The following is a 15,948-nucleotide window of genomic DNA, read 5'->3' on the forward strand; positions in this document are numbered from 1 at the left end:
TGCCGTCGGCGGGTTTGCGGTACGGGATGATCACGTCGGGGTTGCCGCGGTAGGCGCCGTCGGCCATGACCGGCCGTCCTGCCAGCTTCTGGTCGATGCCCGAGGTGCGGTAGACGATGGTGTCGTTGCGGTTGCCGGGTTGCGGGTCACCCAGGGCCACGACAAGGTGGGTGTGGGCGTCGATGGCGACCTGCAGACTCGTCGAGTAGCGGTAGTTCTTGCTCGGGGCGGCCAGGCGGTGGTCGCGAGTCGGGACCAGGGTGCCGTCGACGATCGCGATCTGGTCAACCCGGCGTCGTCGGACCGGGGCCAGGGCCAGCAGTGGGCCGAGGGTGTCGATGACCCGGTGCGCCGCCGAGTGCGACACCCCGAACAGCGGACCGATCTGGCGCATCGTCAGGTTCGTCCGCCAGTAGGCGGCGACCAGCAGCACCCGGTCGGCGAGGTCGAGTGACCACTGCCGGCCCGGCCGCCCGTCCGCGATCGCGTCACCGCCCCGCTCGGCGACCAGCCGGACCAGCCTGCGGAACTGAACGGGCTGCAATCCGGTGAACGGGAAGATCCACTCCGGGCGGGCTAACGTGATCACCTGCACCCCGAACATCCTGCACGACTGTCCCTAACAGACGGACACCAGGGTTACGAGACATCCCTGAGGGTGCGTCGGGCGAATCAATCGTTCACTATCTCGGCTCGCCAGCCGGCCGGCGACCAGACGACGCATCACTTGTCGTAGAAGCTCGTCAAGAAGAGGCCATCGTGATGATGTAGCGGATCATCACGTGTGCCGTCAGTCGACGGGACCGCTCTTCCCGAAACCCGGTCCGGTTGATCACCTTCCCCAGGGGATCCGATCGACACCAGCCGTCCATGCGCGCGTCCAGCTCCGTATGGAGAGCCGATTCGAGTACGGTGCGGATGATCCCGCCAAGCAGACCGCCCGGACCGACAAGGGGCACCCAATTGGCCGTGGTCTGCTCCATTATTTGCTGCGCGAACTCCCGCTCGGCAGGCGTTGGCTCCGGAAGCGGAGTAGCGTTCGTTTTGCCATGACGTGGCCCTACCTGGACAGGAGCTACGTCCTGTCCAACACCACACGAATATCCTCAATGTCGCGCTCCGGCGAGGTGGTGCCGCGCGCCGTTGAACTGTCTCCCTGCTCCGGGGCCTGGCCACACCAATCGAGAGGGAGACTCTGATGCGGCGAGGCGAGCCGAACCTTTCGGTCACAGTGGGAGCCGAGACCACATTCCCTGACGTACGGGAACTGCTGGCCTGCGCCGAGGTGGTTATCGCTTCCCACACCAACCGCGGTGGAATCTGCGCGGGGTGCCTCGACTGGTGGGCACGGCTGGCACCGGTCCCGTGTGAACAGGCCCGATGGGCGCAGGCCATCCGAGAGCGATTCGGCAACACCGAGGCGACCGAACTCGCGGCCGAGAGTGCCGCATGAGCTGCCAGACCAACGTAGTTCACGCGCGGGCGCCCCCTCACCGCGGAAGGCAATTCATCGATCTATCCCCATCGACCTGCCAGGAGGTTTCATGTCCCCGACAAGCCCAGTTCTGTCGCGTCCGGTGACCGACGACCCGCTGCACCCGACCGCCGGGTACCTACCTCTGGGTCGCCCGCTGGATGCTGTCGGTAGCACGACGACGTGCAGCCGAGCTCCACCGACCGGCGTCCGTTCGCGCTCCGCTTCGCCACCGTGCCAGCACGGCCGATCCCGGTGAACCTGACCACGGTTCGCTACGACCCGGACCGACAGATGTCGGTCGACCTCACGGGAACCCCGATCCTGGGCAAGCACTCGACCGGGGCAACCAGCACCCGGACCTCGGACGGGCACAAGAGCATGGATTCCGACACCGACCACACCGAGGACTGAGCCGGTGGGCGACAAGCGCACGGTGTTGGTGCTGACCCAGCCGTACGGTTGACGCTCGTCGCGCGGTGGGGCGAAGGCTGGCGCGGCAGCCTCCGCCTCCCCGGCCGCCGCACCCCGCTGCACAACCTCGGGTGCGCCTGCTACCGGCGCCCAACGGCGTTCGAGCTTCCGGCGCACCTGACCGACGAAGAGCGCCGCTGGGCTGTCCGCGAAGCACGCATGGGCCTGGGCGGGGTGCTCGCCGAGCACCCAAGATGGCTCAACCACCCACATGACATCGCCCGCGCCGAGTACAAGCCGTCCCAGCTCGCCGCCGCCGGCTCGGTCGGGCTGTCCGTGCCCCCGACATTGATCACGAATGAGCCGGCGGCGGCCGAACGATTCGTGCGCGAGCACGCCGGCGCGGTCGTCAAACCGCTCGGCTCCGGTGTGCTAACCGAGGCCGGCACCGCAAAGCTGATCTACACCAACCGGGTGCACGCCGAGGAGATCGACCACCCGGTTTCCGGCACCGCGCACCTGTTCCAACAGCAGGTGAAGAAGGCATACGAGGTGCGGCTGACAGTCGTTGACAAGGTGTACTTCGCTGTGCGCGTCGACGGTGCCTCCGAGGCGGCCAGACTGGACTGGCGCACTGATTACGACAGCCTGTCGTACTCGGTGGTGACTGTGCCTGATCAGATCCGCGAGGCGGTGTCGCGACTGCTGGCCCGGCTTCGGCTGCGCTTCGGTGCGTTGGACTTCGTCGTCACGCCGCAGGACGAATGGATGTTCCTGGAGATCAACCCAAATGGGCAGTGGGCGTGGCTGCAAGACGCCACCGGGCTGCCCATCTCCGCCGCGATAGCCGATGCTCTGACCAAGGAGACTAGATGACGGCCACCGCCGAACGGGCGCGCAACCGGCTCGTGCACGAGCTGACCGGCCACGGCTGGCTCACCGAGGCGTGGCGGACGGCGTTTGCCGCCGTGCCCCGCCACCTGTTCCTAACCCGCTTCTTCCGCCGGACCCCAGACCGCAGCAGGTACGAAGCGGTCGACGCGAACGATCCAGGGGCACTGGAGCTGATCTACTCCGATCACGTGCTCCCCACCCAGCTCGATGGCGACGACGCCCGCTGGGACAAGTCCCGGCACCACGGCCCGCTCGACGGCGTGCCGACCTGCTCCAGCACCCAGCCGGCCCTCATGGCCGTCATGCTGGACGCGCTCGACGTGGCCAACGGGCACCGCGTGCTGGAGGTCGGCACCGGCACCGGGTACAACGCGGCGCTTCTGGCGCACCGGCTCGGCTCGCCGCTGGTCACCACCGTCGACAGCGACGCCGGACTGGTGCGGCGGGCGCGGCAGTCGTTGACCGCCGTTGGCTACGCCCCCACGGTGGCCGCCACCGACAGCGCGGCCGGCTACCCCGGCAACGCCCCCTACGACCGGATCATCGCCGCCTGTTCGGTGCCACAGGTGCCGGCGGGCTGGCTCGCACAGCCCCGCCCCGGCGGGGTGATCCTGACCAGCCTGCACCGCGAGATCGGCGGTGGGCTGCTGCTGCGGCTAACCGTGGACGAGACCGGCGCGGCCAGCGGGCACCTGCTCGACGACTACGGCTCGTTCATGCCGCTGCGCTCCTGCCCCACCGTGCGAACCTCGGCGCTCGTCCGCGCCGCCTCCCAGGCCACCGGGGACAGGCACGAGACCCACCTGCCCGGCCCGCTGGCCGACGACGGCGAGGCGTGGACCGCACTGGTGGCGCTGCTGCTACCCGACGTGGCCCGCCTCGACCTCGGCCGTCCGGAGGGCCCGGTGCAGTGGCTTGTCCACCCGGATGGTTCGTGGGCGTACCACGACCTCTCCACCCGGATGGTGGAACAGGGCGGCCCACGGCGGCTGTGGACCGAGGTGGAGGACCTCTACAGTCGGTGGAGCGCACACGGCAAGCCCAGCCGCCCACACATCGGTGTGACCATCACCCCCGCCGGGCAGCAGGTTTGGCTCACCGACCCCACCGAGACCATCGGATGACACGGTCCGCGAGCGGTGCGGATCACGCGCTCGCGCATATCGGTGGAGTGGTCGGGTCCTGATCGGTGAGGATCAGGTTGTGCTCATTCCCGCCCATCAGATCTGCGCCCGCTACTCGACCGACACCATCACCGTGTACCAGGCGTATCCCCCGCAGATTGCGCTGCCAGCAGTGGCAGCCGGCCGTTTCGTGGCTCCCTTCAAGCGAGAACGGATGACGTGGATCAAGCCGTCATTCCGGTGGATGATGTACCGCTGCGGCTGGGCCACCAAGCCAGGGCAAGAGCGCGTACTGTCCGTCGACATCACGCGGGAGGGATTTGAGTGGGCGCTGGCGCGAGCCTGCCTGAGTCGCTATGACCGAGACCTGCACGGCGACAAGGCGACCTGGTCGCGGCAGCTGAAGACCAGCCCCGTACGCGTGCAGTGGGATCCAGAGCGATCGCTGCAGCAGAAGGCGCTGCCGTACCGGTCGCTGCAGGTGGGGCTCTCCGGTGACGCTGTCGACCGGTACGTCGATGATTGGACAGTGGCCATCACGGACATCACCGCGACCGTTCAGCGCATGCGCGAACTACTGCGCTGCGGCGACGAACCGGCGGCAGCAGCTCACCTGCCGGTCGAACGGGCCTACCCGCTGCCGGCCCAGATCGCCACCGGCCTCGACGCCAGTCCGGACATCACCGAGGTTTGATCGGCCGGGCCCCCGCCCTCTCCCGGAGGAGCGCGTCGCCAGTCCGGTACAGCTCGATCAGGAGTGGCCTGAGTGTCCGGCCGACGGGGGTGAGTTGGTAGACGGCATGGGAGGGGAAGCCCTTCTGGCGCTCGCACTCGACCAGGTCGGCCCGCGTCAGCGTGGCGAGCCGCTCACTCAAGACTTTTGCGCTCAGCCTGGGCAGTGCGACCCGAAGCTGACTGAAGGAGCGGGGCCCGTGCATCAGTTCTCGCAGGAGCAGCGTCGTCCATCGGCCGGCGACGGCGGCGAGTGCCACCTCCACCGGGCAGGTGGGCTCCGGATGTCTCGTTTCACCTCGGGTATCCAAAACGAGGTCACGATCCCAGCCGTTGCTCACCGTTTGGTTACCTGCGACGGGCTCGGTTTGACTGACCTTATGCCAACTGACTCCACCAACCATCCTGTCATTGTCGCTCTCACCGACGACGCCAGCCAACACCCGCTGGTCTTCGCCCGAGCCTTCAACTCCGGGGACGTCGGTGCTGTTGAGCAGGTTTACGAACCGGAAGGCGTCTTTGTCGCCGCGCCGGGCCAACCTGTCACCGGCGCCGCCCGGGCTGCGGCCAATCAACAATTCCTCGGCCTGGGCCTACCAATCGATGTTCGCCCACGGCATGTTTACGTAGCCGACGACATCGCCCTGTTGATTGTCGACTGGACCATAGACGGCCAGGGCCCCGACGGGAAGCATGTGCACCTGGAGGGCACGGCTACCGACGTGGCGCGGCGAGGGCCAGACGGCCGCTGGCGGTACGTCATCGACAACCCGTTCGGCACCGATAGGTCGAATGACCCTCAATAGTTGTGAGCACATGCCGGCTTCGCCGGCCCGTTCACCGTAGCCAGTACCCAGCCAGAATTTCCAGCAAAGACGCTCACGAGCCCGTCACGAGCGGTCGTTTCTGACGGGGGCGCCGTGCCCGTTACGGGAAGGGGTGCGGTACGAGGCGGAGGTCGGCGTCGGTCAGTTCGGCATCGGCGACGCCCGCCGCCGCGGGCGCGGTCCGCAGCCGTGGCAGGTACGGAGCCCGCTGCCGGATCCAGCCGAAGTCGATCGGCAGCAGGCCGGGCACGATCGTGCAGACCGAGCGGAGTCCGACCGCCTCCTGTTCTGGTGTGGTCTGGTCCACCATGATCGCCTCAAGTCCGCGCGCAGCCAGCAGGTCGAGCACCCGGCGCAGGTCGTCGCGGAGATCGGGTGTGCCGGGGGGCCGGTAGCCGGCGAACACCTGCTCGACGGGGAGCGCACCCCGGTCGTCGAGGTAGCTTGCGGCGTGCACCGCCATCCGGGGTAGGCCGAACAGTGCCGAGTGGTCCGGTAGCCGGCGGACGAGGGTGTAGTCGTCGGCCATCCGTTCCAGCTCGGCCCGGCGCCGGCGCACCGTGGTGGGTTGGTGCGGGATGTAGGTCAGCGCCTCGGCGAGCGCGCCGGTGACCGCCTGCCGCGGGTCGAGGTGGGCGGCGGCGGCGAACGACAGCAGGCCGGGACCGCCGTCGCGGCGGACGGCGAGGCTGGTGACCACGGGTACGTCGAGATCGATCCGGTTGTCGAAGGCGTAGAGCCGGTAGCCCTGCAGCTCGGCGCGGTCGACCAGCGCGCGCACGACCGACGGGCAGGTGTCGAGGTCTATCCGGGGCAGGGTCAGCCTGCCGTACCAGGCGAGCAGGAACGCGTCGCGCTCGATCAGCTCCAACAGGCCGAACAGGGCGGCCTCCTCCCGGCAGCTGCCGGTGGCGCAGCCGCTGGAGGAGGAGAGGACGAAGGTGTCACCGGCGGCGGGCGAGCTGTAGAAGCACAGCCGACGCGGCACCAGCACGGGCCTGCCGGTGTGCAGGTTCTGGCCCCACACCCAGGGGATCGGTCGGTGTGGGTCGAACCGGCGCAGGATCGGGTCGGTGTCGTACACCTCGTCGGGGTGGCGGCCGCAGCGGTCCGGGTGCAACGCGTCCGGGCCGAGGTCGGCGTACGCGGCGAGGACCGGGGTGACGTTGCGCCGTCGGTGGGTTCCCGCGTAGCGCTCCAGCCCTTCGAGGTAGGCCAGCGCGCGGCTCGCGTCGTAGCCGCTGGACTGGCCGCTCCAGGAGACGTCGAGCAGCCCGCCGTAGCCGCGGATGAAGACGCTGCCGGTCACCGGTGCCGTGGTCGGTGAGGTGATGGTGAGCGCGGTACCCGCACCGAGTGCGCCGCAGACCGGGTTGACCAGCGCGGCCGCCGGCAGTGAATAGTCGTCGGGGGTGCGCAGCCGGTACGTGTCGGGGCGCGGCTTGGGCCGGGGTTGGGCCGCGAGCACCAGCGGGTCGGGGGTGTCGGGTTGTCGCCGGGTGCAGCTGGGGCAGCACGGCTCGGCCAGCAGCGGGTAGGTGCGTACCCGCAGGCTGGCCAGGTCAAGCTGGCTAACCCGGGGCAGCGGGATGCTGTGCCGATCCCAGCTTGGTGGCGGCGGCAGTGGTGGGCCGGTGTGGCTGGCGCGGTAGAGCTCCCAGACGGCGTCGAGCTGGTAGGCGGTCAGCTGTGGCCACGGGCCGACCGCGGTCGTCTGGTCACCAATCTCCAGGGCGTCCCGTTGGCTCCGGCTGCGCAGCCGCTGCCATCGGGTGGCGAGGCAGTGCCCGCAGGCCCGGCCCGCCGCGCCGCCGAGCGGTCCGATCAGCACGGTGGCGGCGGTGAGGTGCACGGTGGCGGCGCGCCGGTCCGGGTCGGCCGCGGCGGGCGCGGTGGCGTCACCCAACGTCACTACCCGCGGCGCACCTCCAACTCGCCGGGCCCGCCGGTCTTCGGCGGTGCCGGTCGGCTGTGCCAGCCACCGGCGGCGCAGGTGCTGTCGGAGTTGGGCCGCGGCGGCGGAGAGGGGGGCGCGGTGCGCTGCCGCGGCGGCGGAGAGGGGGGCGGGGTGCGCCGCCGCGGTGCCGGTCATGAGTCGTTGCTCCAGCGGAAGGTCCGCACTCCGACGACCGCGAACACGGCGGTGAAGACGACCAGCGCGGCGCACGAGATCAGGTAGTCGGTCATGCTGCCGAAGCCGGTGAAGGCGTACGTGAGGCCGTCGTTGACGTAGCGCATCGGCAGTATCCGGGAGACCTCCTGTAGCCAGGTCGGCATCAGTTCGAGGGGGTAGAACGAGCCGGAGAGGAAGGCCATCGGCACCACGACGCAGTTGGCGATCGCGGCGACCGCCTCCGGGGTGTTGGCCGCGGATCCGACGATCAGGCCGAGGGCGAGGAAGGCGGTCACCGCGAGCAGCATGATCGGGATGGCGAGTGGCCACGTCGGGTCCGGGCGCATGCCGAATACCGGCAGCATGGCGACGCCGACGAAGAGCACGCACTGCGCCGCCCCGATGCCCAACGCGACCACGTAGCGGGAGCCGATCACCGACCAGATGCTGGTTGGGGAGAGCCGGATGATCCGCAGCAGGTCGTCGTTGCGCCACTGCATCAGGGTGAAGGCCACGCCGAAGAGGGCGGCGTTGGCCAGGCCCCAGGAGAGCACGCCGGGGGCGATGTAGTCGACGTATCCGCGGCCGGTGTCGGCGACCTCCTGGTTGCGGAAGATCAGCGCGAAGATGACCAGGAAGATCAGGGGAAAGGCGAAGGTGAAGAAGACCGTCGTGGCGTCCCGGACGGCCGCCTTGTAGACGGCGCGGGAGAGTGCGGCGTATGCGCTCATACCTGCGGCGCTCCGATCAGCTCGAGGTAGACGTCTTCCAAGGTGGCCGGTCGGGTCTCCACGTCGTCCAGGTCGGCTTCACCGTCGAGGGCGGCGAGCACCCGGGCCGTGTGCGCGGTCCGCAGCACGAGCATGCCGTCCTCGACGGCGACCCCGTGCACGCCGTCGAGGGTGCCGGCCTGTTCCGGGCTGAGCCGGCCGGCGGGGATGACCAGTCGGGTACCGATGCCGGAGCGGGCGATCAGTTCGCGGGGGCTGTCGAGCGCGAGGACGCGCCCGGCGGAGAGGATCGCGACCCGGTCGCAGAGGGTCTGCGCCTCGTCCAGGTGGTGGGTGGTGTAGACGATGGTCTTGCCGATCGCCTTCAGGTTGCGCAGCATCTGGCCGAGGTCGCGGCGGGCCTCCGGGTCCAGTGCGGCGGTGGGTTCGTCCAGGAAGACCACCTCGGGGTCGTGGACGAGGGTGGAGGCGATGGCGAGGCGCTGGCGCTGACCGCCGGAGATCTTGGTGACCCGGACGTCCCCGGAATCGGTCAGCCCGACCAGGTCCAGCGCCTTCTCGGCGGTGGTTGGGGGGAGGCCGTAGAGGGCGGCGACGGTCACCAGGTGCTCGCGGGCGGTCAGCCGGGTGAAGAAGGCCGAGCGCTGGGTCTGCACGCCGATCCGGGGCAGCAGGTCGAGGTTGCGTGGGGCTGGCGACCTGCCCAGCACGGTGATGGCGCCGGTGTCGGGGAGGCGCAGTCCCTCAATCATCTCGATGAGGGTGGTCTTGCCGGCACCGTTGGGGCCGAGCAGGCCGAAGAACTCGCCGCGGCCGATCGAGATGGAGATCTCATCGACCGCCCTCACCTCGCCATACGATTTACTCACGGCGTCCAGCACGATCGCCGGACTGTCGATGGATGACATCGGCTCGCCTTTCACTGGTTGTTCTCACTGGTTGGTGGTGCTGGAATCCGGTCCGCCGAACGGGGTCGACGGGGTCGGGCCAGCCAGCCGGCGACGGTCAAACCGACGATGGCGGCCGGCAGAACGTAGGCGAGCGCGCCGAGGGAAGGCCGAAGCAGGGCGCCCAGATAGACGATCACGAGACTGGCGGCGGCGGCGCTCGCCAGCAGCCACCAGGCGGCGAAGAGCCCGAGACAGACCGCGGCCCGTCGCGGGTAACGGCGACCGGGCCGGCGCAGCAGGCGCCGGGGAAGGGTCGCCAGGTAGCGGCGGCTCTCCGGGGCCAGGTCCAGCTGGTCCAGCAGGTGACTGAGGACTTTGTAGCCGTCCAGTGGGGGCAGGGCAATGACGTTGACCAGCGTCTGGGCCGCACCGACCAGCACGAACGCGCTGAGTAGCCGGTCGGCGAAGGCGCCGGGCAGCACGACGAGGGCGGCGCCGGCGAGTAGCAGGACCAGCCCGTTGGCGACCGCGCCAGCCGACGCGATCAGCACCTGCTGAGACCGACGCGGTAGGTAGAGGTAGTCCTCGACCTTGCAGGTGAGGGTGACCAGGTTGATCCGGTTGACCGTGGCGCCGAAGTGGACGGCCACCACCCCGTGCGCGAACTCGTGCAGGGCCGCGCTCGACCAGGCGAGCAACGCCAGCGCCACCAGGCTGACCGGGTCGGTGAAGGCCGGGCGGGCGGCTTGCCAGAGCGGGCCGAGCCGCAGCCCGACCAGCGCGAGCAGCGCGACGACGAGGACGGCGACCAGCGCGAAAACCGCCGGGCGCAGCAGGAACCGCAGTCGGTGCGCCCACCGTCCCAGCGCGCCGGGGCGTCCCGGGTCGGCCGGCGCCCGCTCGCCGGCGCCCGGCGCCGTGGCCGGGCCGGCGGGGTGACCGGCCAGCAGGTCCCGCTCGTGGAGGAGCCACAGCAGCCGGGTCCAGTGCGCGGCACCGAGGCGGCGACCGTACTCGTCGGCGTACTCGGCACCGACCTCGCCGAGGGATCGGACGCCGTCGAGGCGGCGGAGCAGGAACTGCTCCTTCGGCGGGATCTCGAACGCCCGGCCGGTGCGCCGGTTCTTGAGCAGGTAGACCGTGTCGGGGCCACGCCGCAACGGCCGCGAGAAGATCAGATCTTCGCGCAGCCGGGGGCGTTTGGCCAGCAGGCCCGGATGCGTCACGACGACACCGCCGACTCCCGCAGCACCCGGGCGAGCAGATAGGAGAGGTACGCCTCGTCGCGGATGGTGGCGTGCAGCCGGTTGTTGGTCATGTGGAGGTACGGCGAGAGCAGGAACGGGAGGGCCTCCCCCGGGTCGGTGATGACCCGGTCGTCGCCGCTCCACGCGCTGACCGTCAGGTCGCCGGAGGCGGCCAGGGCGAGCACCTTCTCGCGGAGCTGGGCCGTGTGCTCGGCCCAGCTCCGGAGGAAGCCGGGGAGCCGCTGCGTCTCGCCTCGCCCGACGAGGGTGAGAATCTGCCGTACGCGACGGCCGAGCTCACCGGCGACGCTGTCATACATTCGGGTGTACTCGTCGATGCCGATGAGGTTGGTGCCGGCGAATGCCTGGTGCCAGTAGTGGTGGTACCGGTCGAGGAAGTCCACCAGTTGTTCCCGGTCGGGCAGGAAGGTGCCGGCGTGTACCGTCATCAGCTGCGCGGCGATGCCGAGCAGCACCGGGCGCAGGTGCAGGTTCATCGACGAGATGGCGCGGAGCACCGTGTCGCTGGAGTGCTGGAAGTGCCATTCGGCGACCTCGATGCCCGCCGGCCCACCGTACTTGCCGTACTCCGGTGCGTAGGGCCGGTAGCTGTATGAGTTGTTGGGGCTGAGCAGCATCTGTCCGGCTGCGTCGACCAGCTCCGCCGGCCGCCCGTCGGGGAACTCCAGCGCGAAGAGGATGTCGTAGAGCTCCCGCAGGTAGCCGGTGCCCATCGCGTACAGCGCGGGGCGGGTGGTGAGGAACCGGTTGACCGCCGCCTCGGCGCGCGCCCGTACCGCCGGCTCGTCGGCCGGGGTACGCGGGCGCAGCCGCAGCCGCACGTGTGGCCCCTCCAGCCAGTAGTTGATGAAGAAGTGACCGGCGAGCAGCTCCGCCTCGGTGAGCTCCCGGATGAGCGGCGCCACGCAGTCCACCAGCAACGGTTGCGGGTTGGCCGCGTAGAAAATGTGCAGTGAGATCCACTCTCCTCGCCGGTCGGCGGTGTCCTCGGCGTTGGCGGGCGCGGCGGCGGACGCGGTCATCGGCTGCTACCTCCGGATCGTGGTGCGGCGACGGTCTGCCGCGCCTTGACGCGGAAGGTCTCCGGGTGGACGCCGGAGGTCTCCGGGGGGACGCGGAAGGTCTCCACGGCCAGCTCGCTGACGTGTCCACCGAGCGCGCTGTGGGCAGCCAGCTCGTTCGCGGCGGGCAGCAACTCACGCAGGACGACCTGGTCGTCCGGATCAGTCAGCGCGGTCCGCAGGGCCTGCAGCGACAGCGCGCTACCGAAGTCGACGTACTGCGGCTTCGGGTTGGCCGGGCGCGGACCGGAATGGGCCGGGTAGATGGTGGCGAACGCCTGCTCGGGCAGGCCGTGCTGGGCCCGCCACCGACGCCAGGCCAGGAACGCCGCCGGGTCGGTGCCGGGATCCCCCGAGTCGGGAAGCTCGCGGACCGGCGCCGACCAGCTTCGGCGGCTGAGCACGATGTTGCCGAGGCGCAGCCGGGGCCGGACGGTAACACCGTCGCTGGTGGCCGTCGGCACCCCGCGCCACATGTCGAGCCGCACCAGCGACGCCGGCGAGAGCAGCAGCAGGGTACGCGGGATCTGCGGCAGCGCCATCGGCACCAGGTAGCCCAGATACACGGCGACGACCTCCTTGTCGAGGCGGGTCGAGCGCAGGACCACCCGGTCGGTCTCCGGATCGTGGGCCAGGTAGAGGTCGTCGAGGGTGAGCTGCCGGTCGACCGGGACGCTGCTGCTTTCGCCGGGGCACACGATCACGTGGTCGGTGAGCCGGGCGTGCAGGTTCAGGTTGGTGGTGGCCGCTCCCCCGGTCAGCTCGGCGAAGACCACGCCCGGTGGGGTGAGCTCCGCCGTCTGGGCACGTAGCCGCTCGGCGAGGGTGGGGGTGTCGGCGTCGAAGCAGTGGGTGAACCGGCTGAACGGGAAGGAGAGTCCACCGAAGGACTGGTTGAGCACCAGCAGCGGGTCGGGCTCGCGGAGGGCCAGCTGCACGAAGTGCCCCATCGGGTGGACCTGGTGGGCGGTGGCGCCGAGCAGCGCGCCCACCTCGTCGAACAGCTCGACGGGCAGGGACAGCTCGGGGCACCGGGGGTCGGCGTCGGCGAGCGCTGCCACCCGCTTGGCGAAGAGCTGTCGGGCCTGGTCGAGCGCGGTCATCTCGGGCCGGCCCAGCCAGTTCTCCTCCGGCGTGTAGCTACCGCCAGGGGCGAACGGGCGACGCCCCGCCGTGTACGAGGAGTACTGGTCGTAGAGGTCGTCGTGGAAGTCCTCGACCAGCCGCAGCAGGTCGTTGCAGTGGCCGCCGACGCCGAACCGGGCCAGGAAGAAGCCGTGGAACATGATCCGGTGCGGCAGGTTCTGGTCAAAGGCGGGCAGGATCCGTTCCACGGCGGCGAGGTCGGCGCCGACCAACCGCTGCCAGGGCGGGGCCGCGATGGCGACCGGTTCACCGGCCACCCGGCTGTCCTCGTACAGCAGCGTCTGCGGCAGGGTCGGGTTCTCCTCGCCGAGGGACCGCATCACCGCTTCTACCGTGGTTCGCAGTCGGTGCCGCAGGTCGCGGCGCCGGCGTAGGTCGCCCTGCCGGTAGGCGTCGACCAAGTCGATGAGCTCGTGCAGCTGGTGGACGAGCTGTTCGGCCCACGGCCGGTCCAGCTGCCCCAGGGTGTCGGCGAACGCGCGGATCGGGTCGGTGGCGTGCACGTCGGTGTCGAGGCCGACGAGCCGCAGCATTCCCAACTCCAGCAGCGTCGACAGGTACGTCTCACCATCGGGGCGGTCGGCCCCGGTGTCCCGGCAGAGCCGGTCCACCAGCTCGGCGCAGCGGATCGCGCCGCGCTGCTGCAGCAGGGCGGTCAGCCCGTCCAGGACACCGCTGCGGCGGAGGAAGAAGAGACCGTCGCGGACCGAGTCGAAGCTGACCGTGGCGCTGTCGTCGCCGGCGGTGACCCAGTGCCGCACGTAGCGGATCCGGTCGGCGTCGCGACGCCACCCCGGGCTCAGCTCCACCATCAGGTCACCGCGCCGCCGTGGGTCGGCGGTGACCAGCTCGGCGAGCCGGGCGATCAGGACGACGTTGAGCCGTACGTGCTGGTGCCACTGCTCGTTGACGGGGAACTCAAGCTGCGATCCGGTGTCGGTGAGGTGGCCGAGGGCGACCGCGGTGAAGGTGCTGAACGGGCTGGTCTTGCCGGCGGTGCGGTACAGGTAGGAGAGGAGCGAGCGCTCGATGCGGCGGGTCCGTTTGTTCGCCGGCCGGGTCAGCTCCGGTGTGTTCCCGGCGGCAAGTTGCTCGTCGAGGGTCGGTGAGGCGAGCTGGAGCCCGCCGCGTAGGCGTGGCTCGTCGGCCAGCCGCCACAGCTCGGCGCGGGCCTGGGCGACGTCGGCGGCGAGGATCGCAGCGCCCTCGTCCTGGTGCCGGGCGAGCTGCCTGCGTCGCCGTAGCCAGCGCTGGATGACCGGGAGGGCCGCCGGCCGGGTCTGCTCGACCGCCGCGAGCGCCGGCCCGGGCACGGCCGGCAGGGCGTTGTTGAAGACCTGTCGGCGTAGCGTCAGCAGCCGCCGCCGGACCGATTCGTCCGCATTGTCGTTGACCAGCTCGTACAGGAGCTGGCTGAGCTGCGCCCCGTCGGTGCTGAGCTGGCGCTCCAGGGCCAGTGCCGCGTCGGCCCAGGTGCAGGCTGCCGGGGAGCGGAGCAGGTCGACCGTCGACAGGGGAAGGCCAGCGATCCGGGCGGTGAAGTACGCACCGGTGCGCCAGCCGGCGGGGGCGGCCACCTCCGGTAGCGGGTCCGGCGCTGGCACGGCGTGCCTCACCGCAGCTCGTATCGGTAGTTGCCGAGCTGCCCGCGCTCCTCGCCGGCGAGCATGATGAGCAGCGGGAATTCGTCGCTGCCGGTGAGTCCCAGCTCCTTGACGTAGGAGACGCCGTCGAAGCCCAGCGCGACCCCCGCGCCGAGACGCAGCGCGGCGGCGACGGTGTAGAAGTTCTGGGCCATCGCGCCGACGGTGGCGTTGGCGAGGTTGTAGCCCCGGTCGCCGGTGGCGTCCAGCACCGCGTGCGTACGCACCGTCGCGACGAGGACGACCGCTGCCTGCTCCAGGTTGTAGTTGGCCAGGGTGTAGTTGCGTTGCAGGAACGCCCCGGGTGGGCCACTGGTGATGGCGACGAGGCTGTGCTCCTGCGGGTCGTACGCGTACCCTCCGGCGGGCACGGCGGCCACGGCGTTGACGAAGGCGTAGATCCGCGCCAGCGGACGGTCGGCCGGACCGTCGATCTCGGATGGCACGGTGCTGGCGGCGGTAGCCCGCAGCAGCGCGGCGAGTTGCTCCGCCGCCATGGGGCGGTTCCGCAGAAACCGGCCGAAGCTACTGCGGCGGGCGTTGAGGGCGGCCTCCACGGGAAGTGTCAGCGCCGCGGCGGCGGGTAGCGGCAGGCGGGTTCCGCCCGGCGGCGCCGGGTGAGCGGCGGCGGATGCCAGCGCCCCGGCGGCGGGCCGGTCAACCGACGCGGCGGTGCTGCGGCTGACCCACCGCAGGGTGTCGAAGTGGAGGAGCGTCCGCGATCGCTCCTGGTCGTGATGCCGCACCCGAACCGTGGGCGGCTCCCCGCTACCGGCGGGGGCGACACGCGTGGACGCGGCGGGTATGGGCGCAGCGGGCGTGGACGCGACAGGCGTGGACGCGGCGGGCGTGGGTGCGGCCCAGGTCAGGGGTACGGCGGCGAAGATCGCCTCGTCATCGGGGGCGAGGCCGAGCAGGTCGGCGACGGCCGCCTGATCGAACCAGAGAACCGGCCGGATCTGTCGGCCCTGCGCGCCGGCCCAGAGCCGCCACGCCTGCAGCAGGGTACCCAGGTCCATCGACACCACGTGGTACGAGAAGTTGTTGTACTTAAAGGCGTTCTGCCAGTACTTCACCCCGACGATCAGAAACTGGCGGGCGGGGCGAGGTGGAGCGACCGCCGCGTTCACCCGAGCACTGACGTCGCCGCCGAGCAGCCGCTGCATCGCGTGCCGGGCGTGCGCGTAGTAGTAGACGCCCGGGGTGACTCCGGCGCCGGGCCCGGCGACCCAGTAGACGCTGCACGGGTAGAGACCTCCACCGGAGGCGGCGCCGCGGTACCAGTTGGCGTACGCGTACGACGGCAGCACCCCCAGGTCGGAGTTGGCCTGGATGCCGAGCCGCCGTCCGAGCAGCCCGTACGAGTGGTGGAGCAGGCCGGCCAGCAGCGGCAGCGTGAACGGCTCGTCGGCGTCGCCGGGGCCCCGCAGCGCGGTGTCCAGGTCGGCGTCGGCGCTCGGCGGTGCCGGCAGCCCGAAGGCGCTGGCCTGCGGGTAGTACTTGCCGCGGCGGGGTGCGTCGGCCCAGTTCGGCGCGAAGTCGGCCGGCGGCATCGGTTCACGGCTGCGATGCAGGATCGCGGTCGCGTACGCGTGGGCGAGGCCGGGGTTCTCGGACGTCATGGCGGCACC

At 70.6% G+C, this 15,948-nt stretch carries 14 protein-coding genes and 2 pseudogenes; 6 read left to right on the top strand and 10 right to left on the bottom strand.

Annotated features, from left to right (window positions below):
- Together T398_RS23015 and T398_RS23020 are read right to left on the bottom strand one after the other, a co-directional pair.
- The coding region (locus T398_RS23015; protein WP_496449955.1) for a transposase family protein at positions 1-595 on the bottom strand (595 nt) is incomplete at its 3' end.
- A gap of 148 nt (positions 596-743) precedes the next feature.
- Positions 744-983 (bottom strand): hypothetical protein, encoded by a 240-nt coding sequence (locus T398_RS23020; protein WP_496449909.1) that lies wholly within the window; start codon positions 981-983, stop codon positions 744-746.
- 215 nt (positions 984-1,198) lie between these two features.
- On the opposite strand from T398_RS23020, the gene T398_RS23025 reads away from it, so the two are divergent.
- From T398_RS23025 to T398_RS23045, 5 genes and pseudogenes are all read left to right on the top strand, one after another.
- Positions 1,199-1,453 carry a hypothetical protein gene (locus tag T398_RS23025; protein ID WP_496449911.1) on the top strand — a complete coding sequence of 85 codons (255 nt, stop codon included), beginning with the start codon at positions 1,199-1,201 and terminating at the stop codon, positions 1,451-1,453.
- 124 nt (positions 1,454-1,577) lie between these two features.
- Positions 1,578-1,888: pseudogene (gene tgmA, locus T398_RS23030) on the top strand (putative ATP-grasp-modified RiPP).
- 4 nt (positions 1,889-1,892) lie between these two features.
- Positions 1,893-2,764 (top strand): annotated as a pseudogene (gene tgmB / locus T398_RS23035) (ATP-grasp ribosomal peptide maturase).
- Positions 2,761-3,906: an ATP-grasp peptide maturase system methyltransferase gene (gene tgmC, locus T398_RS23040; RefSeq protein WP_496449912.1), complete on the top strand. Its 1,146-nt coding sequence runs from the start codon at positions 2,761-2,763 to the stop codon at positions 3,904-3,906. The pseudogene tgmB and the gene tgmC overlap by 4 nt, the downstream one beginning before the upstream one ends.
- 79 nt (positions 3,907-3,985) lie before the next feature.
- A complete protein-coding gene (locus tag T398_RS23045) occupies positions 3,986-4,600 on the top strand; it encodes a DUF4291 domain-containing protein (protein WP_496449914.1) in 615 nt (204 codons plus the stop codon).
- Here T398_RS23045 and T398_RS23050 read toward each other — a convergent pair.
- Positions 4,587-4,904, bottom strand: coding sequence for a winged helix-turn-helix transcriptional regulator (locus tag T398_RS23050; protein WP_496449916.1), 318 nt, complete (start codon positions 4,902-4,904; stop codon positions 4,587-4,589). The genes T398_RS23045 and T398_RS23050 overlap by 14 nt on opposite strands.
- A gap of 114 nt (positions 4,905-5,018) precedes the next feature.
- On the opposite strand from T398_RS23050, the gene T398_RS23055 reads away from it, so the two are divergent.
- Positions 5,019-5,444: a YybH family protein gene (locus T398_RS23055; RefSeq protein ID WP_496449957.1), complete on the top strand. Its 426-nt coding sequence runs from the start codon at positions 5,019-5,021 to the stop codon at positions 5,442-5,444.
- A 121-nt stretch (positions 5,445-5,565) separates the two neighbouring features.
- Here T398_RS23055 and T398_RS23060 read toward each other — a convergent pair whose 3' ends face one another.
- The 7 genes from T398_RS23060 to T398_RS23090 are packed head-to-tail and all read right to left on the bottom strand — an operon-like array spanning position 5,566 to position 15,939.
- Positions 5,566-7,557 (bottom strand): TOMM precursor leader peptide-binding protein, encoded by a 1,992-nt coding sequence (locus tag T398_RS23060; RefSeq protein WP_496449918.1) that lies wholly within the window; start codon positions 7,555-7,557, stop codon positions 5,566-5,568.
- A complete protein-coding gene (locus T398_RS23065; protein WP_496449920.1) occupies positions 7,554-8,309 on the bottom strand; it encodes an ABC transporter permease in 756 nt (251 codons plus the stop codon). Before T398_RS23065 ends, T398_RS23060 begins: the two co-directional genes overlap by 4 nt.
- A complete protein-coding gene (locus tag T398_RS23070; RefSeq protein ID WP_496449922.1) occupies positions 8,306-9,232 on the bottom strand; it encodes an ABC transporter ATP-binding protein in 927 nt (308 codons plus the stop codon). Before T398_RS23070 ends, T398_RS23065 begins: the two co-directional genes overlap by 4 nt.
- Positions 9,229-10,425, bottom strand: a complete 1,197-nt coding sequence (locus T398_RS23075; RefSeq protein WP_496449924.1) for a peptidase M50 — start codon at positions 10,423-10,425, stop codon at positions 9,229-9,231. The genes T398_RS23070 and T398_RS23075 overlap by 4 nt, the downstream gene beginning before the upstream one ends.
- A complete protein-coding gene (locus tag T398_RS23080) occupies positions 10,422-11,489 on the bottom strand; it encodes a lantibiotic dehydratase C-terminal domain-containing protein (RefSeq protein ID WP_496449925.1) in 1,068 nt (355 codons plus the stop codon). Before T398_RS23080 ends, T398_RS23075 begins: the two co-directional genes overlap by 4 nt.
- Complete coding sequence (locus T398_RS23085; protein ID WP_496449959.1) at positions 11,486-14,278, bottom strand: lantibiotic dehydratase; 2,793 nt, start codon at positions 14,276-14,278, stop codon at positions 11,486-11,488. The genes T398_RS23080 and T398_RS23085 overlap by 4 nt, the downstream gene beginning before the upstream one ends.
- Positions 14,279-14,286: 8 nt before the next feature.
- Positions 14,287-15,939, bottom strand: a complete 1,653-nt coding sequence (locus T398_RS23090; protein ID WP_496449927.1) for a nitroreductase family protein — start codon at positions 15,937-15,939, stop codon at positions 14,287-14,289.
- Positions 15,940-15,948 lie beyond the last annotated feature (9 nt).

The organism is Salinispora goodfellowii (genome assembly GCF_059570675.1).

What these genes read in the sequence shown, in the direction of transcription:
- T398_RS23055 (WP_496449957.1), top strand. Translation starts at nt 5,019, where the DNA reads ATGCCAACTGACTCCACCAACCATCCTGTCATTGTCGCTCTCACCGAC.
- T398_RS23020 (WP_496449909.1), bottom strand. Translation starts at nt 983, where the DNA reads ATGGAGCAGACCACGGCCAATTGGGTGCCCCTTGTCGGTCCGGGCGGT.
- T398_RS23090 (WP_496449927.1), bottom strand. Translation starts at nt 15,939, where the DNA reads ATGACGTCCGAGAACCCCGGCCTCGCCCACGCGTACGCGACCGCGATC.
- T398_RS23025 (WP_496449911.1), top strand. Translation starts at nt 1,199, where the DNA reads ATGCGGCGAGGCGAGCCGAACCTTTCGGTCACAGTGGGAGCCGAGACC.
- tgmC (WP_496449912.1), top strand. Translation starts at nt 2,761, where the DNA reads ATGACGGCCACCGCCGAACGGGCGCGCAACCGGCTCGTGCACGAGCTG.
- T398_RS23060 (WP_496449918.1), bottom strand. Translation starts at nt 7,557, where the DNA reads ATGACCGGCACCGCGGCGGCGCACCCCGCCCCCCTCTCCGCCGCCGCG.
- T398_RS23065 (WP_496449920.1), bottom strand. Translation starts at nt 8,309, where the DNA reads ATGAGCGCATACGCCGCACTCTCCCGCGCCGTCTACAAGGCGGCCGTC.
- T398_RS23080 (WP_496449925.1), bottom strand. Translation starts at nt 11,489, where the DNA reads ATGACCGCGTCCGCCGCCGCGCCCGCCAACGCCGAGGACACCGCCGAC.